Genomic DNA, 26039 nt, shown 5'->3' on the forward strand with positions numbered 1-26039 from the left:
GGAACGGTAAACGGAGAGGCTTTCCGGCGATTGCCTCGAACCGAACCTGGCAAAGATCGGCCTGTGGCCCGGCGCGTGACGGAAGGCTGCGCCATTCACGCCGGCGCGGTTTTGTGGCATGAGCAGCCTCCGATTTTTCGAGGTCAGCCATGACGCTTGCCGGTTTCATTGCCTATAGCGGCGCGCTGGCGCTGGCCGCCGCCATTCCCGGCCCGGGCGTGACGGCGCTGGTGGCGCGTGCGCTCGGCTCGGGTTTCCGCTCTTCGCTGTTCATGTCGCTCGGGCTCATCGTCGGCGACCTCACCTATCTGACGGCGGTCGTGCTCGGCCTGGCGCTGGTGGCGCAGACATTTGGCATGGTGTTCCTGGTGGTCAAATGGTTCGGCGTCGCCTATCTCGCATGGCTCGCCTGGACCTTCTGGAAGAGCGGCATCACGCCCGAAAGCGTCGAGACCCGCAAGGGCAGGGGCGGTCTGGTCTCCAGCTTCGCCGCCGGCTTGACGGTCACCCTCGGCAACCCGAAGACGATGATCTTCTATCTGGCGCTCGTGCCGACGCTGGTCGATCTCAGGACCATCACCTTGTCCGACTATGGCGTGCTGGCGGCGATCACCGTCGTCGTGCTGCTGATTGTGCTGGTGCCTTATCTGGCGCTGGCGGCGAAGGCGCGCTGGTTCCTGAAGACGCCGCGCGCGCTGAAGGCCCTCAACCGGACGGCGGCTGCCTTCATGGCGGGCGCCGCGCTGGCGATCGCCGCGCGTCAGTAATCGACGTCAGGCAGGTTTCGACGTCGCGTCAAGATGCGACGTCACCAGCGCCCGTGTCTCGGCGCTGGGCACAACCGGCACGATTTCCATCGTCACGCCCGTGCCGCGCCAGTGGAGAATCCATTCCTGGAACGCTTTTGCGTCGGAGCATCGCATCAGTTGGAAGCAGCGGCCGAAATTGGCCTCGACCCAGCTTTCGACGAACTCCAGACCTTCGGGAAGGCTGCGGCCACTTTTGCGGAAGCGGTCGTAGACCGGAACCATGTCGTTGTTTTCAAACCGCTCGATGACCATGAAAAGCATTCGTTCCTGCTTTCGCGCCTGTTGCCAAATGGCTTTGCTCGGAAGCCGGCGAAGCGGGTCTAATGTTCCGGTTCCGGCTCTCGGCACCCGCGCCAATCTCGGCTATCTTGCCCGCCAAAATCAATCGAGGAGCGAAACGATGAACAAGCCGGTCACCACGACGCACGTCCCCGGACGCGGGCGCGTCTACAATTCGATCACCGAGACGATCGGCGACACGCCGCTGGTCCGGCTCGACAAGTTCGCCAAGGAGAAAGGGATCGTTGCCAACCTTTTGGCAAAGCTCGAATTCTTCAACCCGATCGCCAGCGTCAAGGACCGCATCGGTGTGGCCATGATCGAGGCGCTGGAGGCTGACGGCCGGATCACGCCTGGAAAGACGACGCTGATCGAGCCGACTTCCGGCAATACCGGCATCGCGCTGGCCTTCGCGGCCGCCGCGAAGGGCTACAAGCTGATCCTCACCATGCCGGAGACGATGTCGCTGGAGCGGCGCAAGATGCTGGCGCTGCTCGGCGCCGAACTGGTGCTGACCGAGGGCGCCAAGGGCATGAAGGGCGCGATCGCCAAGGCGGACGAGCTTGCCGCCTCGCTGCCCGACGCGGTGATCCCGCAGCAGTTCGAGAACCCGGCCAATCCGGAGATCCACCGGCAGACGACGGCGGAAGAGATCTGGAACGACACTCAGGGCGGCGTCGACATCTTCGTCTCCGGCATCGGCACGGGCGGCACGATCACCGGCGTCGGCCAGGTGATCAAGAAGCGAAAACCGTCGCTGCATGTGGTGGCGGTGGAGCCTGAGGCCTCGCCGGTGCTGTCGGGCGGCCAGCCGGGTCCGCACAAGATCCAGGGCATCGGCGCGGGCTTTGCGCCAAAAATCCTCGACACCACGATCTATGACGAGATCGTCAAAGTCTCCAACGAGGATTCGATCGCCAATGCGCGGCTGGTGGCGCGGCTTGAGGGCGTGCCGGTCGGTATCTCGTCGGGCGCGGCCTTGCAAGCGGCGGTTGTCGTCGGCTCGCGGCTGGAGAATGCCGGAAAGAACCTGGTGGTGGTCATCCCGTCGTTTGCCGAGCGCTATCTCTCGACCGTCCTGTTTGAGGGGCTGGGCGGCTAGCCGCGCCGCCTCGGCCGCGGACCGGTCGACCTGGCTCGAAGTCTGGTCCAAAGTGTTCGGCGGCCCCGGCGTTGACGAAAACCTCCTCCCGCTGTTTTCTCGGACAAACAGGCGGGAGGGGATTTCATGTACACGCTCTACAGCCGGCCGGGCTCCGGCGGCTTTGTCGTCGAGGTCGCGCTGACGATGGCCGGCGCGCCCTATGAAATCGTCCGGGTCGAGAAGGCCTCGCCGCCCGCGGGATACGAAAAGCTGAGCCCGCTCAGGCAGGTGCCGGCGCTGACGCTGCCGGACGGGCGAACCATCACCGAATCCGCCGCCATCTGCCTGCTGCTGCAGGAGACGTATCCTCAGGTCGGCATCGGACCGGCAGCGGGCACGCAGGACCGGCCGGAGTTCCTTCGCTGGATGTTTTTCCTGTCGTCCATGCTCTACCCGACGCTGATGCGCTTCTTTTTCTGCGAGCGCTCGACCACCGATGCGCGCGGGCTGGAGGCCGTGAAGCAGGCGGCAATCGTCGAGGCCGACAGGGGTTTTCAGGTCGTCGACGAGGCGCTTTCAGGGCGCGACTGGCTGGCCGGCGGGCAAAAGTCCATCGCCGACGTCTATCTCGCGATGCTGGCGCACTGGCATCCGGTCGCCGACAGGCCCCGCGACGAATGGACCAACATCGTACGCGTCTGCGAGGTGCTGAAACGTGACCCGCTGGTGGCGAAGCTCAACGAGGTGCACCGGTTCTGGTGAACGGCGTATGGATTGACCACGAACGCCCCCCGGTCGACAATTGGCCCGGCGGATTTGATCTCCTGTGAGGTGGTAAGCTTGGCAAACCCATCCAGCATCGAAACGGTTGCCAGGGAAACGTTTGCCTTCTTTGCAACAGGCAATCAGACCGAACCGATATCGAGCAGCTGGCCGGGCTTTGACTTACCTGAAGCTTATGAAGTGGCTGCTCTGATCGCAGATCTGCGCCGGGCTCGGGGAGAGACCACGGTCGGGCGAAAGATAGGATTTACCAACCGCGCCGTTTGGCAAGGATACGGTATTTCTGGCCCGATTTGGGCCTATATGTTCGACACCACTGTCCACGAACTTGCGCAGGTCGGATGGACTTTTTCGTTAAATGGGCTTCCTGAGCCGAGGATTGAGCCTGAAATCGTTCTTCATCTGGCAAGCAAGCCTGAATCCGGGATGAGCGAAGAAGAGTTGGTCGAATGTGTAGACTGGGTGGCGCACGCATTCGAGATCGTGTTCTCGATTTTTCCGGGCTGGAACTTTTCCGCCGCTGATGCCGCTGCCGCATTTGGCGTGCATGCCGCTTTGTTGCTGGGAGATAGGCATCGGATTGACGGCCACCCCGAGCATCGTTTGCGAGTGCTTTCCGATCTGGCCGTCGATCTCATTGGTGGCCACGGAATACGGGTTCATGGCCAAGGTAGCAATGTGCTCGGCGGACCGGTGAAAGCACTGCAGTTTCTGGTAAGCGAACTCGCTCGTTTTCCCAAATGCGAGCCGGTTGGTGCGGGTGAGTTGGTGACGACTGGCACATTGACCCAAGCCATGTCTGTTAGACCCGGCGAACAGTGGTCAACTATTCTCGCCAACACCGATCTGGCGGGGCTTCGACTTACTTTGTCCGATTGAGATTCTCAATTCGACAGCGACGCCGGCAGCGCGTCCATCCTGGCTTGCAGGAACCGCTGCACCGCCGGGTCGCGCTCAAGCGCAATTGCCCGGCGGTAGGCCTCGCGAGCGCTGTCGTTGCGGTCTAGCCTCGCCAGCACCAAGCCGCGCGCCGCCCAGTAGGGCTGGTAGTCTGACAGGCGGCGGTCCGCCGAAAGCCGTTCGAGGATCGCGAAGCCGGCCTTGGTATGGCCGGCTTCGGCAAGCGCCACGGCGCGGTTGACCTCGACGACCGGCGAATAGGACAGGCGCCCGAGCATCCGGTAGAGTTCGGAGATAGCCGGCCAATCGGTGCGGCCGGTTTGCCGCCGCGCGCAATGGGCTGACTGCAGCGCCGCTTCGATCTGGTAGCGGCCGGGCTGCGCGAGGCGCATGGCGTGCGCCAGCAACTGTTCCGCGTCGTCGATCATCGCGTCGTCCCAAAGCGCAACGTCCTGCTCGGCGAGGGGCACGTAGTCGCCGCCCGCTGTTCGCCGCGCCTCGCGACGCGCCTCCGCGTAGAGCATGAGCGCCAGCAGGCCGAGCGCCTCCGGCTCGCGGGGCATCAGGGATACGACCAGGCGTCCGAGCCAGATCGCCTCGCCGGCGAGGTCATGGCGCTGACTGTCGCCGGCGGGATCCGACCAGCCTTCGCTGAAGGCGGCGTAGATTGCCTCCAGCACGGCATCCAGCCGCTCCGGCAGGTCAGCGCGCTCGGGCAGCCGGAACGGAATGCCGGTCTGTCGGATACGCGCCTTTGCGCGCACCAGCCGCTGGCCCATGGTCGCGGGAGCGACCAGGAAAGCGGCAGCGATCGTGGTGGCGTCGAAGCCGAGCACCGTCTGCAGGATCAGGGGAGCGCGGATCTCGGGATTGATCGCCGGATGCGCGCAGGCGAACATCAGTGCCAGGCGCTTGTCGGGCACATCCTCGCCGCTTGCTTCGCGTTCCATGGCCTTGCTCTCCTCGCCGATCAGCAACAGATGGTCCTGCGCGTCGATGCCCGCCTTGAGCCGCCGCTGACGGTCGATGGCGCGGCGGCGCGCGACGGTCAGCAGCCACGCCTCAGGCTTTTCCGGCACGCCGTTCAGCGGCCACTGCTGGAGCGCCGTGGCGAAGGCATCGGCCAGCGCATCCTCGGCCGCCGCCACATCCCGCGAACGCGAGGCCAGAACGGCAAGCAGCCGGCCGTAGCTCTCCCGGGCGGCGGTCTCGGCTGCCGCCCGGGCATACTTCGGTTTCGTCACGGCGGTCATGCCGTCTGCATCTCCCAGATCGGCCGCACTTCAACAACGCCGTGATTTGCGGCCGGGCAGCGGGCGGCCCAGGAGATCGCCGCGTCGAGGTCCGGCGCCTCGATCTTGTAGTAGCCGCCGAATGCTTCCTTGGTGTCGGCATACGGCCCGTCGAGGACCTGGGTCTTGTCGTCGCGCATGCGCACGGTCGTTGCAGCGCTGGTGGGCCGCAGCCGGTCGCCGGCGATCCACACCCCGGCCTTTTTCATGTCATCCGTGTAGGTGGCATAGGCAGGCAGCATGGTCTGCATCCGCTCCGGCGGGATTTTCGCTGCCTCGGCCTCATTGATGTAGATCATCAGCAGATATTGCATGGGAATTCTCCTTGTTCGAAGGCCGCTTTTGTTGCGTGCCGATCCTATGTCGCGCCGGGAGCCGTAATTTCGACGGGCCGTTGGAAAATTTCTTTACGTCCGATAATTTTCCATGCGCCCTTTGCGGACAGGCCTAAGCCATTCGTCTCGATTGCCATTTGGTGGTTGGCATTTCGATGTCGGCCGCTAAACTCCCGCGCCAAGTGGCCGCGGCAAATGTCGGGCCGGCATTCAGGGAGGAAAGGCATGCTCGAATTCGGCAGGAAAATCATGACCGCCGGCGCGGTGGCGATGGCGGTCGGCTTTGCCGCCGTGCCCGCCAAGGCGCAGGAATTCATCAACGTGCTCACCGGCGGCACATCCGGCGTCTATTATCCGCTCGGCGTCGCTCTGTCGGAGATCTACGGCAAGGGCATCGAGGGTTCGCGCACGCAGGTGCAGGCGACAAAGGCCTCGGTCGAGAACTTGAACCTCCTCCAGCAGGGCAAGGGTGAGATCGCGTTCGCGCTGGGCGATTCGGTGGCGTTGGCCTGGGAAGGCAACACCGAGGCCGGCTATCCGGGCAAGCTCGACAAGCTGCGCGGCATCGCCGCCATCTATCCGAATTACATCCAGATCGTCGCCAGCCAGGAGTCCGGCATCAAGTCGCTGGCCGACCTCAAGGGAAAAAGCCTGTCGGTCGGCGCGCCCGCCTCCGGCACCGAGTTGAACGCCCGCGCCATCTTCGCCGCCGCCGGCATGAAATACGAGGACCTTGGCAAGGTCGAATACCTGCCCTTCGCCGAATCGGTCGAACTGATCAAGAACCGCCAGCTCGACGCCACCTTGCAGTCGGCCGGGCTTGGCGTCGCTTCGATCCGCGACCTCGCCACCTCGCTGCCGATCAATGTCGTCGCCGTGCCGGCGGACGCCGTCGCCAAGATCGGCTCGCCCTATCTCTCGGTGACGATCCCTGCCGGCACGTATGAAGGCCAGGCCGAGGATGTGAACACCGCGGCGGTCGGCAATTTCCTGATCACCCATTCGGACGTCTCCGATGAGACCGCCTACCAGATGACAAAGCTCCTGTTCGAAAGCCTTCCGCAACTGGTCGCCGCCCACGCCGCTGCCAAGGCGATCGACCCGAAGAAGGCGCTGGACGGCATGCCGGTCCCGCTGCACCCAGGCGCAGAGCGCTATTACAAGGAAGCGGGGTTGTTGAAGTAAGCCAGCGTTAAAACGGCTAGGGTTGTGCTCCTTCGCACCCCCCTCTGTCCTGCCGGACGCCCTTCGCTTTCGCTCCGGGCGTTCGTCGCTCGAAAAGCCAAATCGTTGGCTTTTCGTCCGCTGCGCGGACCGCTCCTCACCCCCCTCAAGGGGGGAGATTGGCTGGCCGCTTTCTTTTCGCCAATCACCAACGTTGCAGAATGGGCGGCAAGGTCAAAGCTGCCAATCTCCCCCCTTGTGGGGGAGATGTCCGGCAGGACAGAGGGGGGTGCCTCGCGCCTTTCTCGCCATCCCGTGTGGAATTTTCAATGAGCGCGACGACGCCTTCACCCACCACCGCCGAAGAACCAATAGAGGGCCTTCCCGAAGGCTGGGGTGAAGGGTTTTCCGCACGCATTGCCTTCGGCATCGCGATCGCTTTCTCTGCATTCCAGCTCTTCACTGCCGCCTATGGCGTCCTGCCCAGCCAGGTCATAAGGGCGATGCATGTCGGCTTCCTGCTGCTGCTCGGCTTCGGGCTGATCGCCAACCTGCGGGCGAAAAGCCCGGCGGCGAAGAGCTGGTTCTGGCTGCTCGGCATCCTCGGCTTCGCCACCGGCCTCTACAACTGGATCGAATATGTGCCGCTGCTGCACCGCAGCGGCTTTCTCACCGTGCCGGACATCGTCGTAGGCACGCTGCTGATCGTGCTGGTGTTCGAGGCGTCGCGGCAATTGATGGGCCTGCCGCTCACCATCATGTGCGGCCTGTTTCTCGCCTACTGTTTTTTCGGCCAGTACCTGCCGGGTCCGCTTGTCCATCGCGGCTACGATTTCGTTCAGATCGTCGACTACTTCGCCTTCGGCACCGAGGGCATTTTCGGCACGCCGGTCTATGTTTCGGCCGCCTACATCTTCATCTTCGTGGTGTTCGCCGCCTTCCTCGAGCGGGCGGGCATGATCGCGCTGTTCAACGACGTGGCGCTCGGCCTTGTCGGCGCATGGCGCGGCGGGCCGGCGCAGGTCTGCGTGCTTTCCTCGGCGCTGATGGGCACGATCTCCGGTTCCGGCGTCGCCAATGTGGTGGCAAGCGGCCAGTTCACCATCCCGCTGATGAAACGCTTCGGCTTCCGCGCCGCCTTTGCTGGCGGGGTCGAGGCGACATCGTCGATGGGCGGCCAGATCATGCCGCCAGTCATGGGCGCCGTCGCCTTCATCATGGCCGAGACCCTCAACATTCCCTATGCGGAGGTGGTCAAGGCGGCGATCATTCCGGCGATCCTCTATTTCGGCGCCTGCTTCTGGCAGGTCTATCTCGAAGCCGGCAAGGCCGGCCTGCGCGGCATGAACAAGGCCGAACTGCCGAACCCGTGGACGGCGGTGAAGCAACATTGGCCGCTGGTGCTGCCGCTTGCGGCGCTGGTTTACCTGCTGTTCGCCGGCTACACGCCTATCTTCGCCGGCACGATGGGGCTGGCGCTCACCGTCGTTCTCATCCTCGGCACGCCGCTCGCGGCGCTGATCGGGCCGTTCGCCTTTCGCGTCGTGTTCTGGATCGCGCTCGGGCTCGCGGCGGCGGCCTTCATGCGCTTCGGCGTCAATGTGCTGGCGCTGGTCATCGGCGCGCTGGTCGCCGCCTGTCTTGCCTTTAGGGGCGGGCGGGAAACGCTGGCGATCTGCCGCGATTCGCTCGCCCAGGGCGCCAAGAACGCGCTGCCGGTCGGCATCGCCTGCGCCATCGTCGGCATCGTCATCGGCACGCTGACGCTCACCGGCATCGCCTCGACGCTGATCGGCGCCATCATCGCCATCGGCGAGAACAATCTGTTCCTGTCGCTGGTGCTGACCATGGTGACCTGCCTGATCCTCGGCATGGGCATCCCGACCATTCCCAACTACATCATCACTTCGTCGCTGGCCGGGCCTGCGCTGCTCGAACTGGGCGTACCGCTCATCGTCAGCCACATGTTCGTGTTCTATTTCGGCATCATGGCGGATCTGACGCCGCCGGTGGCGCTGGCGGCTTTCGCGGCGGCGCCGATGGCAAAGGTGTCGGGCCAGAAGATCGGCTGGGAGGCGACAAAACTGGCGATGGCGGGCTATGTCGTGCCGTTCATGGCGGTCTACACGCCGGCGCTGATGCTCCAGGATCCCGGACCGATGGCGGCCGCCTTCGGTTATCCGGTCGAGGTCGCCTACATCGTTTTCAAGGCTTGCATCGGCATCGGCCTGTGGGGCGCGGCCGTCGTGGGCTTCCTGTTCGGGCGGCTGACGCTCTGGGAGCGGGTGCTGGCCTTCGGCGCCGGGCTGCTGCTGGTGTTGGCCCTGCCGCTCACCGACGAGGCCGGTTTCGCGCTGGCGGCGGTTCTGGTGGCGCAGCACTGGTGGCGGGGACGCGAGACAGTTGCCGGCTGAACCATGACTACTCCCTACGTTGCCCATTTCGCGGATCGTCGAGCTTGACCGCGATGCTCTGCCTCCTCGCGGCCGGCAAGACGACCGTGCTGGCCGCCTCCGCCTTCACCCTGTCGTGGACGCATTCGGTGGAAAAGACCCGCTGGGAGGAGGACTGGCGGGTGACGCCCGCCGGCCTGGAACTCGTCGAGGCGCGCGTAAAAGGGTCGGGCGCCGGCATGGAGCCGCCCGCCGACGCGGTGCTCAAGGGCGGCTGGTGGGTCTATGCGCCGAAGCTGCCGGCGCGCGACCGGATCATGCTCGCGGCTTCCGGCGCGACGCCTTCGGGCTGGACACTCTGCACCGCGGCCGACTGCCGGGAACTTGGTGCTTCGGCGGGCGACGCCATCGAAATTTCCGCCTGCGACGGTTCGTCCGGTAGTTCGAAATAGAATCCGGAACCCGTTGCAGCCATTTGTTTTTCAAGGATATTCCCGCGTCGCGTGCCGTTGCCCCGGGCATCATAATTTTAGCCCACCAGTCGGCTCCGCAGCGCGGGCGAGGGAATGTCGCAGGTGTCTCGCTTGCCGAACAACGCGTAGCGGTTCTTGGCGATCCGATCGTAGAGCCAACTCCGAACGGCCGGCGGCAGGATCAGCAGCATCGATGCGGTGCGCCACGGCCAGCCGAGTTCGCGCATGACGGCGAGGAAACTCTCCATGCGGGTGTGACCGACGCCGTCGATGAGCACGAGGTTGGTATCGTAGACATCGGTCGGTAGTCCGAAATGCCGGAACAGTGCAGCGCCCAACGGCGACTGCGCGGTGGCGAAGCGAAAGCGGTCGCGGCGGTCGAGCCTTGTCACCAAGCGGGCGAAACCCGAGCACAGCACGCAGACGCCGTCGAAAACGACCAGCGGCCTTCCGGCGAGGTCGGCCGGCAGGATGTCCTTCAGATTCTTGTCGGCGGGCGTGTCGGGCTTGCGCATGATGCTTCGTCATTAAAGTAGCGACGATCCTGTTGCCTGCAAGGCGGGATGACGCCGCGGCCTGTCTTCCCCAACCCCGTGCGGGTGAGGCGGACGCGCGCGTTATGAGGATTGTTCGGGCCGATCTGTTTGGGAGGAGCGCGTGGCCAAGACCGACTACAAATCCGTGGACGAATACATCGCCGCACAGCCGGAGGCGGCGCAGGGGGTGCTGAGGCAGGTGCGCGAGAGCATCCGCAAGGCGCTGCCGGAGGCCGAGGAGGTGATTTCGTACCAGATCCCAGCCTACAAGACGAAGGCCGGCCGGCCGATCTATTTTTCCGGCTGGAAGAAGCACTATTCGCTCTATCCGGCAACCGCGCCGCTGGTGGCGGCCTTCAAGGACGATCTCGCGGACTATGAGGTGGAGAAGGGGACGATCCGGTTTCCGCTGACGGCGCCCGTGCCCGAGGCGCTGATCGAAGACATTGCGCGGTTTCGCGCCAGCGAGGTCGAGGAAGAGGCGATGGCCAAGGCGGCGGCTGCGCCGAAGAAGAAGCGATGAGGCGGTTTCAGGCGGCCCGGTTCAGGCAGTTGCGGGCACACCGATCTCGGCGCGCCCGTCAATTCCGCTCGCCTTCAGTGAAAGGACGCGCGGGCTTCCAGCGGCCGCGTGCTGCGGCGGCGCGCGCAGGCCGGTCCCGGTCCGCGCATGTAATGCCGCTCCGGCCGGTAGGTCGGCGCGATGAATTCGCGGATCGCGAAAGCGTAAGTCGAAAGACTTGTCCAGAACGTCATCTTCTTAGATCCCTGTCCCTCGGATGTCCCGTCCGATTGGGGAGACATCTTAGCCGGCACTTCTGAATCCTCCGTGAACGACATGTTAATCTCGTGCCGAAAACCCGTTGCATCGTGGCAAAAAGGCGGTTTCGACGCGGTCTTTTGACGGCTTCTGCCCGCTTTTGCCCTAGTGTGACTTTCGCACCACATCGGTTTCCTCACGATGCCGCCGCCACAGGCTCAGGTTTCCGCTTCCGTTACGAAAGCCGGTCAGTGGTTACAAAGAAATCGGCGTGCGGCAGGAACCGCCGTTTATCCCGCACGTTGCGGGGGTCAGCCGGCGCGGCCGGCCTGGCCAGGTGCGGCCTGACGCCAAAGCCGGTGCGCAAGCTTCGGCCGTCCTATGAAAGGAATGTCGTTTCGAATGACCTGCGCCCCGGCGGCGTGAAGCGGACGACGCGGCTGTCGGGATCGCGGCGAGCCCATTTCTCGGCAAGGATGCGGTCGAGGATGGCGGCGCCCAACGCTCCGGCCAGGTGCGAGCGCCGCACGCTCCAGTCGAGGCAGGCACGGCAGACCGGCCGCCGCTTGCCGGGCAGGGTCGACAGGTCGATGCCGGCATCGGCGAAGAAGGCCGGCCCGGCGCCGCCCATCGCGATCTCGTCACCGTCGCGGGCAAGGATGGCGCGAGCCACAAAACCATCCAGCATCGCCACCGCCTGGCCGCCGGCGAGGTGATCGTAGCAGACGCGGGCCTCGCGCATCGAGGCATCGCGCGGGCCTGGGCGGACGCGTTTCGGTCCCGCCGTCTCGGCGACACCCATGATTGCCTCCAGCATGGCTGCAACCTGCGGCCCGGCCAGCCGGAAATAGCGGTGCCGGCCCTGGCTCGACTGCGCCAGCAGCCCGCCATCCGCCATCTTTGCCAGATGCGAGCTTGCCGTCGGCAGGCCGACGCCGGCTTCCAGCGCCAGTTCGCTGGCGGTGAGAGCAGCGCCGCCCATCAGTGCCGTCAGCATGTTGGCTCGCGCCGGGTCGCCGACCAGGCTGGCGATGCGGGCAATGTCCGGTCCTTCGCGCATGGTTCGATCCTAGTCGAAGTATTATCGTTCGGCAACCGGCGCATAGTCCGAAGGCACGATCATGCGGACAGACCCTGACAACGTCCCGCATTCGGCTTGCAGTCGCCGAGATGAGGCAGCGTATCGAACCCGTCGGCAAAGGCGCGGCAGATGCGGCCGTCGTCTTCCTCCGACGAGACGGCGAGCGCCAGCACCTCCTGCTCGCTGAGCGACGCGAACGGTCGACGGCCAAAACCGAACACGCGGGAAAGCATGCAAACCACTCCAGTTTAGAATAATTCAAAACTAAGAATGGCGCGTTTATCGATCAAGAACTTTCGCCGATACGAGGCCTTCCTATAGGCAAATTATAGCCTATATCAGGGCTCCGTTCCCTTCCGAGGATTTTTCATGCCGACCCAAAAAAACTCCTTCGATTCCAAACCCGTGCTCGAACTGATCGCCTCCATCGAGGCGGATTTGCAGCGCCTCAAGGCGATGCTGGAGGTCCCGCTTGAAGCCTTCGATCCGGCCAATCCGCACAACAAGACGGCCGAAGGCAAGCTGACGGTGGCGGGCGTAGAATGCTGCTATCGCATGTTCGACGAGGGCCAGAGCCGCTATTCGGTTGCCCGCGCCATGAAGATATCCTTCGCCGCCGCCACGCACCGCTTCAAGGCGTGGCGCGAGGCCGGCGGCTCCAAGCGAACGATGTCGCTGATGGGGTGAGGAGCGGCCGACGGGCGAACTTCCTGGTGACGATACTTCGCCATCGCCCGCCGTCGTGCCCTACCGAACACCCCTCATCCGACCTCGCTTCGCTCGGCCACCTTCTCCCACAAGGGGAGAAGGTGGAGCGCGACCGCTTCGTCTCGGCAAAACTCCAGCACAGCCATCTTCGCAGATCAGCCGCAAAACCAACATGCAAGGGGTGTTGGACGGAGTACCACGACTCTCGTGCGGAGATCGATCTACACGAGAAAATCAGCCCTGTGCGGCGTGAAGGAATCGATGAGCCGGCCGGCTTCCAGCGCCTTCACGCCGTGGGTGACGTTGGACGGCGCGATAAAACTGTCGCCGGCCGACAGGATCTCAGTCTTGCCGCCGACCGTCACTTCGAAGCGGCCTTCCGCCACATAGCTCGCCTGCACATGCGGGTGCGAATGGAGCACGCCGACGCCGTCCTTTTCGAAGGCGAATTCCACCATCATCAGTTCGTCCGTATGAAGGACCACGCGCCGACGGTTGCCGTCGGGCGTTGCCGTCCACTCGCCCTGCGAACCGTAGGCGAACAGTTTCTGCTCGGTCATAGATAGTCTCCTCGGAAGGCCAGCCTACCGCGCCAGCCAGCCGCCATCCACCGGGATCACGGCGCCGTGCATGTATTTCGATGCGGGCGCCAGCAAAAACACCGCTGCGTCGCCGATGTCGCCCGGCTCGGCCCAGCGTCCGGCCGGGATGCGGGCGAGGATCGCTGCCGTGCGGTCGGGGTCGTTGCGCAGCGCCTCGGTGTTGTTTGTGACCACGTATCCCGGTGCGATGGCGTTGACGTTGATGCCTTTCGCCGCCCATTCGCAGGCGAGCAGTTTTGTCAGGCCGACCGCGCCATGTTTCGAGGCCGTGTAGGATGTGACGCGGATGCCACCCTGGAAGGACAGCACCGAGGCGATATTGACGATGCTGCCCTTGCGGCTTTCGCCAAGCACGTGGCGTCCGAAGGCCTGGCAAAGCAAAAAGGTCGTCTTCAGATTGACGTCCATCACCTCGTCCCAGTCGGCGACGGAAAAGTCGACCGCGTCGGCGCGGCGGATGATGCCGGCATTGTTGACCAACCCGTCGATCGGGCCGGCCTCGCGCCACACGTTCTCGAACATCCCTTGCACGCCGGCGGTGTCGCCGAGATCGCAGTGCACCGCGTGGAACGTGCCGCCGGCTTCCGCCACAAATGCCGCCGTCTCGTCCATGGAGGAACGGCCGACGCCGACTACCGCGCCGCCGGCGCGCACAACCGACACGCAGACGCCCTGGCCGATGCCGGTATTGGCGCCGGTCACCATTATCCGCTTGCCGGCAAGGCTGAAGGCGGAAAAATCATTCATCGCATTGACCCCAGCGCCACCGGGTCTACGTCGGTGTAGTCGACATTGTCGCCGGCCATGGCCCAGATGAAGGCGTAGTTGGCGGTACCGCAGCCGGAATGGATCGACCAGACGGGCGACAGCACCGCCTCCTCGTTGGCCATGACGATGTGCCGGGTTTCTGTCGGAGCGCCCATGAAGTGGAAGACGCGGGCCGTCTGGGCGAGGTCGAAATAGAGGTAGGCTTCCATGCGCCGGTCGTGAATGTGGGCTGGCATGGTGTTCCACACCGAGCCCTTGGCGAGTTGGGTCATGCCGACGACGATCTGGCAGGTCTCGATGGTCGTCGTGAACTGGAAGATGGAGCGCTCGTTCGATGTCTCCTGGCTGCCCAGATCGAGGCGTTTGGCGTTGGCGATGGTGAGCAGTCTTGTCGGATAGGTTTTGTGGGCGGGGGCTGAGAGCAGGTAGAATTTCGCTTGGGTTTTCGGATCGTCCGAGGAGAACGAAACCTGTTCGCCCATGCCGACGTAGATCATGTCGCGCGTGCCGAGATCGTACGTTCCGCCGCTCGTGGTCGCCTTGCCCGGCCCACCGATGTTGACTGCGACAAGCTCGCGGCGTTCGAGAAAGCTCTTCGTGCCGGTCGGCCTGATCGCGTCCAGGCTGAGCGGCTCGTCGGCCGGCATGGCGCCGCCGACGATCATGCGGTCATAGTGTGTGTAGGTCAGGTTGATGCCGCCCGCCTCGAACAAGCCGCCGATGTGAAAGTTCTCGCGCAGTTCCTGCGTACCCATGCGCGCGGCGGACGCCGGGTCGATGGCATGGCGGATGGTGTGGCGGATATGGCTTTCGGTCATGCCGGCCCTCTATCGGTTGCTGTCGCTGGCGCCCGTCAGGGCTTGGTTCTGCCGAAACTGTAGTCGGCCTGCTGGTCGGTCAGCCGGGCGCGGTAGCGCTGCTGACTGGCGGAAAGATGCATGCGCATGGCGGTGCGCGCCGCGTCGGGATCGCCCGACGAAATGGCCCGCAGGATGGCGAGATGCTCCTGCTGCAGGCCTTCCTGGTAGTCGCGGCTCAGCACCGAATCCGTGCCCCAGGGCGAGGTGACGTCGCAAGGGATGGCGCGCATGCCGAGCGCCTCCAGCACATCGACGTAGAACGGGTTGTTGGTGGCGGCGGCGATGGCGCGGTGGAAGGCGAAGTCAGATTTGCCCGTCGCCTCGCCCTGCGCCAGCAGCCGGTCGAACTCGAAGAAGGCCTCCTGGATTTCCGCAAGCTGCGCGCCGTTGCGGCGGATCGCGGCGAGGGCAGCGCTCTCGATCTCGATGCCGAGGCGCACCTCCAGCACGTTCAGCGCGTGCGAGATCTTGTTGCCGATCTCCAGGCTGAGCGACCCGAAAGTCTGCGACGGCCGCTCGCGCACGAACACGCCGGCGCCTTGGCGCGGCTCCACCAGCCCGTCGGCGGCCAGCGTGGCGATCGCCTCGCGGATGACCGTGCGGCTGACGCCGAAGGCCTCCGTCATCTGCGTCTCGGTGGGCAGCTTGTGGCCGACAGGGAATTCGCCCGACAGGACCTGCGAGCGCAGCGCCGCGACCACCCGCTCGGAGAGTTTCGGTCTCCGTTCTATGCGCATGTCGGATGAAAAGTCGGCGGCCATCCTCGCCTCTCACCGGAATGCGTTCGGCAGCCAGAGCGACAGCGCCGGGATGTAGGTGACGAGCATCAGCACGACGACGCCGGCGCCGTAAAATGGCCAGATCGAGCGCATCGCTTCCCACACCGATATCTTGCCCACGGCGCAGGCGACGAACTGGACGCCCCCGACGGGTGGGGTGTTCAGTCCGATGCCGTAGTTCAGGATCATGATGACGCCGAAATGCACCGGATCGATGCCATAGGCCGAGACGATCGGCAGGAAGATTGGCGTGGTGATGATGATGGTCGGCCCCATGTCCATGAAAGTGCCGAGCAGCAGCATGATCAGGTTGAGCAGCAGCAGGATGATGATCGGGTTTTCCGAGATTGTCTGCATCCAGGCCACCAGCGTGGCAGGCACCTTCAGGAAGGCCATCAACCAGGAAAAGGCGGCGGCCGTGCCGATGATCAGCAGCACCATCGCCGTCGTGCGCACTGCCCCCATCGTGGCGTGGACGAAGTCGCCCCAGCTCATCTGGCGATAGACGGTCAAGGTCACCAGCAGCGCGTAGAGCACGGCGACGCACGAACTCTCGGTCGCAGTGAAGATGCCGGAGCGGACGCCGCCGAAAATGATGGCGATGAGGAGCAGGCCCGGCGTGGCGACGGCGAAGAGATAGAGGATCGCGCCGAACCCCGGGAACGGCTCGGTCGGATAGCCTCTGCTGCGGGCCACAAAATAGGCCGTGACCATCAGCGACGCAGCAAGGAGAAGGCCCGGGATGATGCCTGCCGTGAAAAGGTCGGCGATCGAGATCTTCCCGCCGGCCGAGATCGAATAGATGATCATGTTGTGCGAGGGCGGCAGCAGCAGCGCGATGAGCGCCGCCATCGAGGTGACATTGACAGCATAATCAGCGCCGTAGCCGCGCGCCTTCATCTGCGGAATCATCAGGCCGCCGACCGCCGCGGCTTCCGCGACTGCCGAGCCGGAGATGCCGCCGAAGAGCGTCGCGGTGACGATGTTCACCTGGCCGAGGCCGCCCCGGATATGGCCGACCAGCGAGGCCGCGAAGGCGACGATGCGCTGCGCGATGCCGCCGCGCACCATCAGGTCGCCCGAATAGATGAAGAACGGGATGGCAAGCAGCGAGAACACGCTCATGCCGGAATTGAGCTGCTGGAACACAACCAGCGGCGGCAGGCCCATATAGAGCACGGTGGCCAGGCTGGCGACGCCGAGGCAGAAGGCGATCGGCGTGCCGATCAGCATCAGCAGCGTGAAGACGCCGAAGAGGATCCACAGTTCCATCGTTAGTTCCTCTTGGCGAGTTCGGCCGCGTCGCGGCGCACTTCCTCGACGTTTTCCAGCTCGACGGCGATCTCGGGCGGCGGCAGTTCGTCAAGCACTTCGTCGATCGGCGCGCCGCGCAGGCGCAGAACGATGCGCTCCAGCGCGAACAGCGAGACCAGCGCGCCGCCGGCCACCACCGGCACGTAGTCCCAGCCGCCGGAAATATGCAGGGCTGGCATGACGGTATCCCAGGTCAGGCCGACCAGCTTGCCGCCGTACCAGATCATGCCGATGCCGAAGGCGAGCACGACGAGGTCGGAGATCATGCGCAGCCACTTCTTCGCTGCCGGCGGCAGCACGTAGAGCAGCACGTCGAAACCCATGTGGTTGTTCTCGCGCACGCCGACGGCGGCGCCAAGGAAGATGAACCAGCTCATCAGCATGACGGCGCCGGGCTCGGTCCAGCTCGGCGAATCGTTGAGCACGTATCGGCAGTAGACCTGGTAGGCGACGGTGAACGTCATCACCACAAGGCCGACGCCGGCCAGATAGAGCGCCGCCGTGTTGAGGCGGGAGAGGATGGGAACGCCGGTTCGTAGATCGGTGGTCATTGGATGTTCCTGCGGCGCCCTTACCCCCTTGCGGGGAGGATCGGCGAGCGATTGGAGCAACGCGAAAGTAGAAAGCCGGGGTGGGGCAACTTGGTGGTCACCTCCACCCCGATCCGCTTTGCGGATCGACCCTCCCCACAAGGGGGAGGGTAACCCAGGCTACTGCACCGCCTGCACGTCGGTGACCATCTTCTTCAGGACGTCGTCGGTGACGTGCTTCTCATAGACGGGCTTCATCGCGTCGATAAAACCCTGCTTCTCCGGCGTGGTGATCTGGGCGCCGGCGGCCTCGACGATCTTGCGCGATTCCGCGACCTTGGCGGCCCACAGTTCACGCTGCTTGGCGACGCTGTCCTTGGCGGCCTGCTTGAAGATTTCCTGGTCTTCCGGAGTCAAGGCGTCGAAGGCGGCCTTGTTCATTACGAACACTTCCGGGAGGATGGTGTGCTCGTCGAGCGAGTAGTTCTTGGCCACCTCGAAGTGTTTTGCCGTGTCGTAGCTCGGGAAGTTGTTCTCCGCACCGTCGATGACGCCGGTCTCGATCGAAGAATAGACCTCGCCGTAAGGCATCGGGGTGGCGTTGGCGCCGAGGGCCGCGACCATGTCGACGAAGATGTCGGACTGGATGACGCGGAACTTCAGGCCGTTCATGTCGGCCACCGAATTGATCGGCTTGGTCTTGTTGTAGAAGGAGCGCGCCCCGGCGTCGTAGAAGGCGAGCACCACCAGGCCGGCCGGCTCGAAAGCCGCCTTGATCTGGTCGCCGATCGCACCGTCCATCACCTTGTGCATGTGGTCTTCCGAGCGGAAGATGTAGGGCAGGGCGGGAACGATGGTCTCCTTCACTGTGCCGTTGAACGGCGCCATCGAGATGCGGTTCAGCTCGATCACCCCGGATCGGACCTGCTCGATCGTGTCCTTCTCCTGGCCGAGCTGCGCGGAGTGATAGACCTCGACCGCGTAGCGGCCGCCGGTGCGTCCCTTCACCAGATCGCCGAAATATTTGACGCCCTCGACGGTCGGATAGCCGTCCGGATGGGTGTCGGACGATTTCAGCACCGTCTGGGCGCCGGCCGATCCGACCATGAACACCGCGGCGACGCTCGCGGCGGCAAGAAGTTTCGAAAAATGCAGCATGTTTTCCTCCCTTGTTGGTCTCAAAGACCCTTCAAAGCCGATACGCCTTCTTCGCCAGCGTATGGGCAAGCTCGGTTGCCAGTTCGTAGGCTTCGTCCTCGCGCAGCCGGTGCTCGGCGACGAGACGCGCCAGGAAGGCACAGTCGACGCGCCGGGCGATGTCGTGCCGCGCCGGAATGGACGGGAAGGCGCGGGTGTCGTCGTTGAAGCCGACGGTGTTGTAGAAACCGGCCGTCTCCGTCGTCATCTCGCGGAAGCGGCGCATGCCTTCGGGGCTGTCGTGGAACCACCAGGCGGGGCCTAGCCGCAGCGCCGGGTAGACGCCCGCCAGCGGGGCGAGTTCGCGCGCATAGCTGGTCTCGTCGAGTGTGAAGGCGATGACGGTGAGGTTCGGCTCAAGCCCGACTGCGTCGAGCAGGGGCCGCAGCGCCGAGACATAGTCCGTGTGGGTCGGGATATCGAAACCCTTGTCGCGGCCGAAGCGCGCCATCATGGCGGCCGAGTGGTTGCGCGTCGAGCCGGGATGAATCTGCATGACCAGCCCGTCGTCCAGGCTCATCTTCGCCATCTCGGTCAGCATCTGCGCCCGGAACAGCCGCTTCTCGCGCTCGTCGGTCGAGCCGCGGCGGATGCGGTTGAACAGCTCTTCCGCCGCCGCGTCGGACAGGTTTGCCGTCTCGGCGGAGGGGTGGCCGTGATCACTCGACGTCGCGCCATAGGTCTTGAAGAAGGCGCGGCGCGTGCGATGGGCGTCGAGATAACCCTTCCAGGCGCCGGTGTCGGTGCCGGTCAGGTCCGCAAGCCGGTCGACATTGTCGGAAAAGCCCTCGAAATCCGGGTCGATGACCGAATCCGGCCGGTAGGCGGTGACGACGCGGCCGGTCCAGCCGCTGTCGCGGATGACCTGGTGCCAACGCAGGTCGTCCAGCGCGCCCTCTGTGGTGGCGATCGCCTCGATGTTGAAACGCTCGAACAAAGCGCGGGGGCGATATTCTTCCGTGGCCAGTTTTTCGGCGATGGCGTCGTAAGTTGCGTCGGCCGTGGTTGCGGTCAGCGGTTCCTCGACGCCGAACAGGTGGGACAGCACATAGTCCATCCACAGCCGAGTCGGCGTGCCGCGGAACAGGTAAAAGTTTTCAGCGAAGAGGCGCCAGATCTTTCGGCCATCGATTTCGACCGGCGCGCCGTCGAGGCGCGTCACGCCGAGGCTTTCCAGCGAAATGCCCTGGCTGAACAGCATGCGGAAGATGTAGTGGTCGGGGACGATGAGGAGTTGTGCGGGATCCGGAAACGGCTCGTTCAGCGCATACCAGCGCGGATCGGTATGGCCGTGCGGGCTGACGATCGGCAGGTGCTTGACCGTCGCGTAGAGGCCGCGCGCGATCGACCGAATGCCGGGCTCGGGCGGAAACAGCAGATCGGAATCGATCAGAGCGCTCATTGGGATCGGGCCGCTCCTCCTTCGGCCCCGTCATGGCTAGGGCGATGAACAGATAATGTCAACATACAAAAATCATAGGGTTGTATGATGACTTGTGTTGCGAACTGGGGATGGGCCATGCCATAAGCCGGCGGAGGACATGCTCCGGACCATCTAAGTCTGGAGTGGCCGTTGGGACGCTACCTGCATTCGCTGACCGACTGTGTGGAGGAAAGGTATGGGACAGCAGGCAAGGCTCGGTGACGCCATATTGGATCGCGTTCGGGGTGCGGCGACGCCGGCCTACGACCGTTCGGCGGTGTCGGAAGGCATCGTGCATCTCGGCGTCGGCGCCTTCCATCGCGCGCACCAGGCCGTCTATGTCGACGACTGCCTGGGGGCGGGCGAGCACGGCTGGGGCATCACCGGGGTGTCGCTGCGCAGCCCCGACACGCGTGACGCGCTTGGGCCCCAGGGCGGGCTCTACACGATTGCGGTGCGCGACGGTTCGGGCGACGCGCTGCGCGTCATAGGCTCGATGAAATCCCTGCTCGTCGCGCCGGAAGATCCCGAAGTAGTGCTGGCCCGCATGGCCGATCCGCGCGTACGGATTGTTACACTCACCGTCACCGAAAAGGCCTATTTGCGCGACGCGAACGGCGAGCTGGATGCCGGCCATCCGGATATCGTCTGGGACATCGCCAATTCGGAAAAGCCGCGCACGGTCTTCGGCTTTCTCGCCGGAGCGCTAGCGCGCCGACGGGCAGCGGGTTTCCCGCCTTTCACCGTGCTCTGTTGCGACAACCTTCCGGCCAATGGCGAGACGGTGCGGCGGCTGACGCTGCAATTCGTCGGGCTGGCCGGGGACGATCTCGCCGCGTTCATCGCAAAGGAGGTGGCGTTCCCGTCGACCATGGTCGACCGCATCGTGCCGGCGACGACCGATGCCGACCGCGCGCGCGTTTCCGAGGCGCTAGGAGCCGAGGATGCCTGGCCGGTGATGACCGAGCCTTTCATGCAGTGGGTGGTGGAGGAGAATTTTCCGGCCGGCCGGCCGCGCTGGGAAAAGTTCGGCGTCACCATGGTGGAGGACGTCGCGCCGTTCGAGGACATGAAACTCCGCCTGCTCAACGGCGCTCATTCCGGCATAGCCTATCTCGGCCTGCTCACTGGCCACCCGACCGTGGCGGATTCGTTCGGCGATCCGCTGATCCGCGGTTTCGTCGAGCGCTATTGGCGAGAAGTCATCCCGACGCTGCCGAAGGATGCGGGGCTGGACACGGACGCTTATACGGCCGCCCTGACCGAGCGTTTCTCCAACCCGGCGCTGCGCCACCGCACCGCCCAGATCGCCATGGACGGCAGCCAGAAACTGCCGCAGCGCATCATCGCTTCGGCGCGCCTGCGGCTGAAGGAGGACCGGCCGATCGCCAATCTGATGCTGGTCGCCGCGGCTTGGATCGCTGCCTGCCGGGAACGCGGGCGCTCGCTGCCCGCCGGGCATTTCACCGATCCGCTGGATGCTAAGTTGGCAGACATTTTCGCGGTAACCGACGAGCCGGCTGAACTGGTCCGCGCCGTCTTCGCGGCGGCGGGTTTTTCCGCCGAGGGCAAGGAGGCGATGGAAGCGGCCGCTAGCAAGCACCTGACCATCATTTTCGAGAAAGGCGCAGCCGGGGCGATCTCCGCTGCCGCCGAAGAGAGGGCATGACATGAAGCAGACCTGGCGCTGGTTCGGGCCGGACGATACCGTGAAACTTTCGCATGTGCGGCAGGCCGGCGCGACCGGCATCGTCAGCGCGCTGCACCATCTGAACGACGGCCGCGCCTGGCCGATGGACGAGATCTTGAAGCGCAAAGCAGAGATCGAGGCGGCCGGGCTCGACTGGCCGATCGTCGAGAGCATCGTCGTGCACGAGGACATCAAGACCCGCACCGGCCGCTGGCGCGAGCTGGTCGAGAACTACAAGGCGTCGATCCGCGCCGTCGCCGCGGCCGGCATCAAGGTGGTCTGCTACAATTTCATGGCGATCACCGACTGGACCCGCACCGACCTCGACTATCCGATGTGGCATGGCGGCACGGCGCTGCGTTTCGACATGGTCGAGTTCTGCGCCTACGACGTGCTGGTGCTGAAGCGGCGCGGCGCCGAGGACGAACATCCGCCAGCCCGCATCGAAGTGGCGCGCAAGCGTCTCGCCGGGATGAGCGAGAGCCAGCTTGCAAAACTCGAGCAGAATCTGATCGGCTGGGTGCCGGCCCGCGAGTTCATCTTCGACCGCGAGAGTTTCCGCCGGGCGCTCGATATCTACAAGGACGTTTCCGTCGAAGGGTTTCGCGAAAACCTGTTTTCGTTCCTGCGCGAGATCGTGCCGGTGGCGGAGGAGATGGGCGTCAGGATGGCGATCCATCCCGACGATCCGCCTTTCCCGATCTTCGGCCTGCCGCGCGTCGTCTCGAAAGCGGCAGACGCCCGCGCGCTGATCGCGGCGGTCAAGTCGCCGTCCAACGGCATCACGCTGTGCACCGGTTCCTACGGGGCAAATCCGGACAACGATCTCGTGGCAATGGCGAAGGAGTTCGGACCCGACATCCATTTCGCGCATCTGCGCAACGTCACCAAGGAAGGCGACTTTTCCTTCCACGAGGCGGAGCATCTGGAGGGCGATACCGACATGGTGCGGGTGGTGGCGGCGCTGATGGCGGAAGAGCGCCGCCGCAAGGCGGAGGGCCGCGCCGACTGGCAGATTCCGATGCGCCCCGACCACGGCCATGCCATCGTCGACGACATCGGCAAGAAGGTGAACCCCGGCTATTCCTGCATCGGCCGGCTGAGAGGGCTGGCGGAACTGCGTGGCATAATGCGCACGCTGGAAAACGTGCCCGTCGAGAACTGGCCGCGATGAAGCGGATTGCGCTCATCGGCCTCGGCATGGCGTCGGGGCCGCATGCAAAAAGCCTGCTCGATCTCAAGGACCGGGTCAAGGTGGCGGCCTGCTACAGCCCGACACCGGCACGCCGTGAGGCTTTTTCAAGCGCATGGGGCCTGCCGGTCACCGGCGACCTCGATGCGGTCTTTGCCGATCCGTCGATCGACGCGGTGATGGTGCTGACGCCGCCGAACTCGCATCTGGAACTGGTCGAGCGCGCGGCGGCAGCCGGCAAGCATGTGCTGCTGGAAAAGCCGCTCGACATCTCGATGGATCGCGCCGAGCGTCTCGTCGCAGCGGCTGAAGATGCCGGCGTGAAACTGGGCGTGGTGCTGCAGCACCGTTTCCGGCCGGTGTCGACGGCGCTTGCCAAACTGATCGCGGACGGCCGCCTCGGCCAACTCGTCAGCGCTTCGGCGAAACTCGCCAACTGGCGGCCGCAGAGTTATTACGATCAGCCGGGCCGGGGGACGAAGGCGCGCGACGGCGGCGGCGTGCTGCTGACGCAAGGTATCCACACGCTCGACCTGCTGATCTCGCTCGCCGGCCTGCCCGCCGAGGTCTCGGCCTTCGCGGCGACCACGCCGGTGCACCGTATGGAGACCGAGGACCTTGCCGTCGGCGTCGTCCGCTACGGCAATGGCGCGCTGGGCACCATCCATGCGACCACCACCGCCTATCCCGGCCTGCCGGATTCCATCGAGCTGATCGGCACAAAGGGAACGGCGCGGATCGAAGGCACGAAACTTTTCGTAGCCTTCCACGACGGCGCCGAGCTCCAGCACGACGACGGCGCGGTCGGCGGCGGGGTGGGGGCCGACCCGATGGCCTTCCCGCATCACCACCATCGCGCCGTGCTCGCCGATTTCCTCGATGCGATCGGCAGCGGCGATCCGGCCCGGCAGCCGAAGGTCAGCGGCCGCGAGGCGCTGAAGGTGCACCGACTGATCGATGCGCTGCTGCGCGCCGCCGAAACCGGCCGGCGCGAGCCGGTCTGAGCGGTTGCCTTCTGGCGTTTTGCCCGGCGGCCCCGTTTCCTTCGCTTGCGGATTTCGATACGGATTGACGCTGCGGCGCCAGGGGAGGGCAGCGATGACATCGAGCGACACAGCGGCGAACACGAGCACGCGCACGACCGGTATGGACTTTTCCGGGAAATCGGTGCTGGTCACCGGCGCGGGAAAAGGTATCGGTCGCGCCATCGCAAAAATGCTCCTAGGGCGCGGCGCCTCGGTGGTGGCGGTGAGCCGAAGTGCCGAGGATCTTGAATCGCTTAGCCGGGAAACCGGATGCAAGACGTTAACCGCCGACCTGCGCGACGCCGATGCGGCGCGCGCCGCCGCGAAAGCCGCGCAGCCTGTCGACTATCTGGTGAACTGCGCCGGCCTGGCGATCCTGGAGTCGGTCCTTGATGTTACGGTCGAATCCTTCGACGCCCTCATAGCCGTCAACACCCGCGCCCCGCTGATCTTTTCGCAAGAATACGCCAGGGCGCGGATCGCGGCCGGCAAGGGCGGGGCGATCGTCAACGTTTCCAGCATATCGGCCTTCACCGGCTTCGCCGACCATGCCGGCTACTGCGCCTCGAAGGGCGCGCTGGATGCGATGAGCCGCGTCATGGCCAATGAACTCGGGCGCCACGGCATCCGCGTCAATTGCGTGAACCCGGCCATCACGCTGACCGACATGGCGCGAAAGGCGTGGAGCGATCCGCAGAAGTCGGCGCCGATGCTGTCGCGCATGCCGCTCGGCCGCTTCCTCGAACCGGAGGAGGTGGGGGAGGTCGTGCTGTTCCTGCTGTCCGACCAGGCATCGATGATCAACGGCATCTCGATGCCGGTCGATTCGGGCTTTCAGATCGTCTAGGGTCGCGCCGTGCCCTCGCTCAGCCTGCGCATAAACCTCGACCCGGACGGGCGCATCGGCCCCGGCAAGATCGAGCTTCTGGAACATATCGCCGCGTTCGGCTCGATATCGGCGGCGGCGCGGCGCATGGACATGTCCTATAAACACGCCTGGGACCTGGTTGAGGAGTTGAACCAGTTGTTCGGCAAGCCTGTGGTGGCGGCGCAGACCGGTGGCAAGAAGGGTGGCGGCGCCCAGCTCACGCCAGTGGGATTGGCGGTCGTGGCGCGTTTTCGCGCTATCGAGCGGGCAGCGTATGAGGCTGCCGGGCCGCATATGGAGGCGTTGCAGCGCGAGATCGACGCGGCGTGATGCACCGTCACCAGCACCCCGGAAAGGCCATAGGCTGTTATATCAAGGAATGCAAAAAAGCCTTGCCGGCATGAGGCCGGGTACATGCCGAGGGCCTTACCGTTTGATAGGATCAATCATGACAGCTCCCATCTACGACATCCCGGTCACACGCGCCGACGGCACGGCAACGACACTTTCGGACTATGCCGGAAAGGTGCTGCTGGTGGTCAACGTCGCCTCGAAATGCGGGTTCACCAAGCAGTATGACGGCCTGGAGGCGCTCTACCGCTCGCACCGGGATCGCGGCTTCACTGTGCTCGGGTTTCCCTCCAACGACTTTGCCGGCCAGGAGCCCGGCACGGATGACGAGATCCAGGAGTTCTGCCGCCTGACCTACGGCGTCGACTTTCCGGTATTCGCCAAGATCACGGTGAAGGGACCGGAAAAACATCCGCTGTACAGGCTGCTCACCGAGGCAGAGCCGCAGGCCTCGTTCAAGCCCGGAAGCACGCTGCTCGCGCGGCTGACCGATTCAGGCCGGGCGCCGGCGCCCGGCGAGGTGAGCTGGAATTTCGAAAAGTTCGTTATCGACGCGGATGGCGCGGTCGTCGGCCGCTATGGCTCGGACGTGACGCCCGAGGACGAGGGGATGGTCGGTTCGATCCGGAAACTTCTGCCGAGTTGATCGGCCGTGCCGGCGGCGACCTGTGTCGTCGCCGGAGCCAGAATGCTGTTCTGCAATGCGCGCTGACCGCAGCCACTCCGCGGCTGGCCAAGCCGGAAAGCCCGCTTCTTCCCGCACTGCAATAAAGGCTTGGCGCAATTCGCCGATTTGTGGAAATGTGGTGCTAGGGCTCTTCCCGCTTCCGGCCCCGTCGAAAG

General features: G+C 64.7%; 29 protein-coding genes and 1 pseudogene. 15 read left to right on the forward strand and 15 right to left on the reverse strand.

What is annotated here, in order from left to right; translation table 11 throughout:
- Positions 1-149 precede the first annotated feature (149 nt).
- Positions 150-767 (forward strand): LysE family translocator, encoded by a 618-nt coding sequence (locus RB623_RS04585; protein ID WP_308055585.1) that lies wholly within the window; start codon positions 150-152, stop codon positions 765-767.
- Positions 768-773: 6 nt separating this feature from the next.
- Here the strand turns inward: RB623_RS04585 and RB623_RS04590 are convergent, their stop codons facing one another.
- Positions 774-1070, reverse strand: coding sequence for a DUF3303 family protein (locus RB623_RS04590; RefSeq protein ID WP_308055586.1), 297 nt, complete (start codon positions 1068-1070; stop codon positions 774-776).
- A gap of 139 nt (positions 1071-1209) precedes the next feature.
- Here RB623_RS04590 and cysK point away from each other — a divergent pair, with 139 nt between their 5' ends.
- The 3 genes from cysK (at position 1210) to RB623_RS04605 (ending at position 3834) form a co-directional block, all read left to right on the forward strand.
- Complete coding sequence (gene cysK, locus RB623_RS04595) at positions 1210-2190, forward strand: cysteine synthase A (RefSeq protein ID WP_308055587.1); 981 nt, start codon at positions 1210-1212, stop codon at positions 2188-2190.
- 126 nt (positions 2191-2316) lie between these two features.
- Entirely contained in the window at positions 2317-2934 is a 618-nt protein-coding gene (locus tag RB623_RS04600) for a glutathione S-transferase family protein (protein ID WP_308055588.1), read from the forward strand.
- A gap of 78 nt (positions 2935-3012) precedes the next feature.
- Complete coding sequence (locus RB623_RS04605) at positions 3013-3834, forward strand: hydratase (protein ID WP_308055589.1); 822 nt, start codon at positions 3013-3015, stop codon at positions 3832-3834.
- A gap of 5 nt (positions 3835-3839) precedes the next feature.
- Here the strand turns inward: RB623_RS04605 and RB623_RS04610 are convergent, their stop codons facing one another.
- Positions 3840-5108: a DUF6596 domain-containing protein gene (locus tag RB623_RS04610; protein WP_308055590.1), complete on the reverse strand. Its 1269-nt coding sequence runs from the start codon at positions 5106-5108 to the stop codon at positions 3840-3842.
- On the reverse strand, positions 5105-5461 hold the full coding sequence (locus RB623_RS04615; protein WP_308055591.1) for a YciI family protein: 357 nt from the start codon (positions 5459-5461) through the stop codon (positions 5105-5107). The genes RB623_RS04610 and RB623_RS04615 overlap by 4 nt, the downstream gene beginning before the upstream one ends.
- 246 nt (positions 5462-5707) lie before the next feature.
- On the opposite strand from RB623_RS04615, the gene RB623_RS04620 reads away from it, so the two are divergent.
- The 3 genes from RB623_RS04620 to RB623_RS04630 all read left to right on the forward strand — a co-directional run bounded on the left by RB623_RS04620 (position 5708) and on the right by RB623_RS04630 (position 9491).
- On the forward strand, positions 5708-6667 hold the full coding sequence (locus RB623_RS04620) for a TAXI family TRAP transporter solute-binding subunit (protein WP_308055592.1): 960 nt from the start codon (positions 5708-5710) through the stop codon (positions 6665-6667).
- Positions 6668-6975: 308 nt separating this feature from the next.
- A complete protein-coding gene (locus RB623_RS04625; protein WP_308055593.1) occupies positions 6976-9060 on the forward strand; it encodes a TRAP transporter permease in 2085 nt (694 codons plus the stop codon).
- Positions 9061-9113: 53 nt separating this feature from the next.
- The gene (locus RB623_RS04630; protein ID WP_308055835.1) at positions 9114-9491 is read left to right on the forward strand and encodes a DUF1850 domain-containing protein; all 378 of its coding nucleotides are present in this window, start codon (positions 9114-9116) and stop codon (positions 9489-9491) included.
- Between the two features lie 77 nt (positions 9492-9568).
- Here the strand turns inward: RB623_RS04630 and RB623_RS04635 are convergent, their stop codons facing one another.
- Positions 9569-10027 (reverse strand): DCC1-like thiol-disulfide oxidoreductase family protein, encoded by a 459-nt coding sequence (locus tag RB623_RS04635; RefSeq protein ID WP_308055594.1) that lies wholly within the window; start codon positions 10025-10027, stop codon positions 9569-9571.
- 142 nt (positions 10028-10169) lie between these two features.
- On the opposite strand from RB623_RS04635, the gene RB623_RS04640 reads away from it, so the two are divergent.
- On the forward strand, positions 10170-10571 hold the full coding sequence (locus RB623_RS04640; RefSeq protein WP_308055595.1) for a DUF1801 domain-containing protein: 402 nt from the start codon (positions 10170-10172) through the stop codon (positions 10569-10571).
- A gap of 74 nt (positions 10572-10645) precedes the next feature.
- On the opposite strand, the gene RB623_RS04645 is transcribed toward RB623_RS04640, so the two are convergent.
- From RB623_RS04645 to RB623_RS04655, 3 genes and pseudogenes are all read right to left on the reverse strand, one after another.
- Positions 10646-10804: a hypothetical protein gene (locus tag RB623_RS04645; RefSeq protein ID WP_308055596.1), complete on the reverse strand. Its 159-nt coding sequence runs from the start codon at positions 10802-10804 to the stop codon at positions 10646-10648.
- Positions 10805-11187: 383 nt separating this feature from the next.
- Positions 11188-11868 (reverse strand): winged helix-turn-helix domain-containing protein, encoded by a 681-nt coding sequence (locus tag RB623_RS04650; RefSeq protein WP_308055597.1) that lies wholly within the window; start codon positions 11866-11868, stop codon positions 11188-11190.
- Between the two features lie 113 nt (positions 11869-11981).
- A pseudogene (locus RB623_RS04655) lies at positions 11982-12122 on the reverse strand (rubrerythrin family protein); the annotation flags it as partial.
- A 136-nt stretch (positions 12123-12258) separates the two neighbouring features.
- Between RB623_RS04655 and RB623_RS04660 the strand changes: the two are divergent.
- Positions 12259-12576, forward strand: a complete 318-nt coding sequence (locus tag RB623_RS04660) for a hypothetical protein (RefSeq protein ID WP_308055598.1) — start codon at positions 12259-12261, stop codon at positions 12574-12576.
- 242 nt (positions 12577-12818) lie between these two features.
- Here RB623_RS04660 and RB623_RS04665 read toward each other — a convergent pair whose 3' ends face one another.
- The 8 genes from RB623_RS04665 to uxaC form a co-directional block, all read right to left on the reverse strand.
- Positions 12819-13157 (reverse strand): cupin domain-containing protein, encoded by a 339-nt coding sequence (locus RB623_RS04665; protein ID WP_308055599.1) that lies wholly within the window; start codon positions 13155-13157, stop codon positions 12819-12821.
- 24 nt (positions 13158-13181) lie between these two features.
- Complete coding sequence (gene kduD / locus RB623_RS04670; RefSeq protein WP_308055600.1) at positions 13182-13946, reverse strand: 2-dehydro-3-deoxy-D-gluconate 5-dehydrogenase KduD; 765 nt, start codon at positions 13944-13946, stop codon at positions 13182-13184.
- The gene (gene kduI, locus RB623_RS04675) at positions 13943-14785 is read right to left on the reverse strand and encodes a 5-dehydro-4-deoxy-D-glucuronate isomerase (RefSeq protein ID WP_308055601.1); all 843 of its coding nucleotides are present in this window, start codon (positions 14783-14785) and stop codon (positions 13943-13945) included. Before kduI ends, kduD begins: the two co-directional genes overlap by 4 nt.
- Positions 14786-14820: 35 nt before the next feature.
- Positions 14821-15588 carry a FadR/GntR family transcriptional regulator gene (locus tag RB623_RS04680; protein WP_308055602.1) on the reverse strand — a complete coding sequence of 256 codons (768 nt, stop codon included), beginning with the start codon at positions 15586-15588 and terminating at the stop codon, positions 14821-14823.
- Between the two features lie 9 nt (positions 15589-15597).
- Positions 15598-16878, reverse strand: a complete 1281-nt coding sequence (locus RB623_RS04685; RefSeq protein ID WP_308055603.1) for a TRAP transporter large permease — start codon at positions 16876-16878, stop codon at positions 15598-15600.
- A gap of 2 nt (positions 16879-16880) precedes the next feature.
- Complete coding sequence (locus RB623_RS04690) at positions 16881-17471, reverse strand: TRAP transporter small permease (RefSeq protein ID WP_308055604.1); 591 nt, start codon at positions 17469-17471, stop codon at positions 16881-16883.
- 159 nt (positions 17472-17630) lie between these two features.
- Positions 17631-18608: a TRAP transporter substrate-binding protein gene (locus tag RB623_RS04695; RefSeq protein ID WP_308055605.1), complete on the reverse strand. Its 978-nt coding sequence runs from the start codon at positions 18606-18608 to the stop codon at positions 17631-17633.
- A gap of 31 nt (positions 18609-18639) precedes the next feature.
- Complete coding sequence (gene uxaC / locus RB623_RS04700) at positions 18640-20049, reverse strand: glucuronate isomerase (protein ID WP_308055606.1); 1410 nt, start codon at positions 20047-20049, stop codon at positions 18640-18642.
- A gap of 217 nt (positions 20050-20266) precedes the next feature.
- On the opposite strand from uxaC, the gene RB623_RS04705 reads away from it, so the two are divergent.
- The 6 genes from RB623_RS04705 (at position 20267) to RB623_RS04730 (ending at position 25842) form a co-directional block, all read left to right on the forward strand.
- Positions 20267-21739: a mannitol dehydrogenase family protein gene (locus RB623_RS04705; RefSeq protein WP_308055607.1), complete on the forward strand. Its 1473-nt coding sequence runs from the start codon at positions 20267-20269 to the stop codon at positions 21737-21739.
- A gap of 1 nt (position 21740) precedes the next feature.
- Positions 21741-22934, forward strand: a complete 1194-nt coding sequence (gene uxuA, locus RB623_RS04710; RefSeq protein ID WP_308055608.1) for a mannonate dehydratase — start codon at positions 21741-21743, stop codon at positions 22932-22934.
- Complete coding sequence (locus RB623_RS04715) at positions 22931-23956, forward strand: Gfo/Idh/MocA family oxidoreductase (protein ID WP_308055609.1); 1026 nt, start codon at positions 22931-22933, stop codon at positions 23954-23956. The genes uxuA and RB623_RS04715 overlap by 4 nt, the downstream gene beginning before the upstream one ends.
- A gap of 94 nt (positions 23957-24050) precedes the next feature.
- Complete coding sequence (locus RB623_RS04720; RefSeq protein ID WP_374121637.1) at positions 24051-24824, forward strand: SDR family oxidoreductase; 774 nt, start codon at positions 24051-24053, stop codon at positions 24822-24824.
- Between the two features lie 9 nt (positions 24825-24833).
- Entirely contained in the window at positions 24834-25175 is a 342-nt protein-coding gene (locus RB623_RS04725) for a winged helix-turn-helix domain-containing protein (RefSeq protein ID WP_308055610.1), read from the forward strand.
- A 118-nt stretch (positions 25176-25293) separates the two neighbouring features.
- The gene (locus RB623_RS04730) at positions 25294-25842 is read left to right on the forward strand and encodes a glutathione peroxidase (protein ID WP_308055611.1); all 549 of its coding nucleotides are present in this window, start codon (positions 25294-25296) and stop codon (positions 25840-25842) included.
- Positions 25843-26039: the final 197 nt, after the last annotated feature.

It is taken from the genome of Mesorhizobium sp. LHD-90, from assembly GCF_030929505.1.
Lineage (GTDB): Bacteria > Pseudomonadota > Alphaproteobacteria > Rhizobiales > Rhizobiaceae > Kumtagia.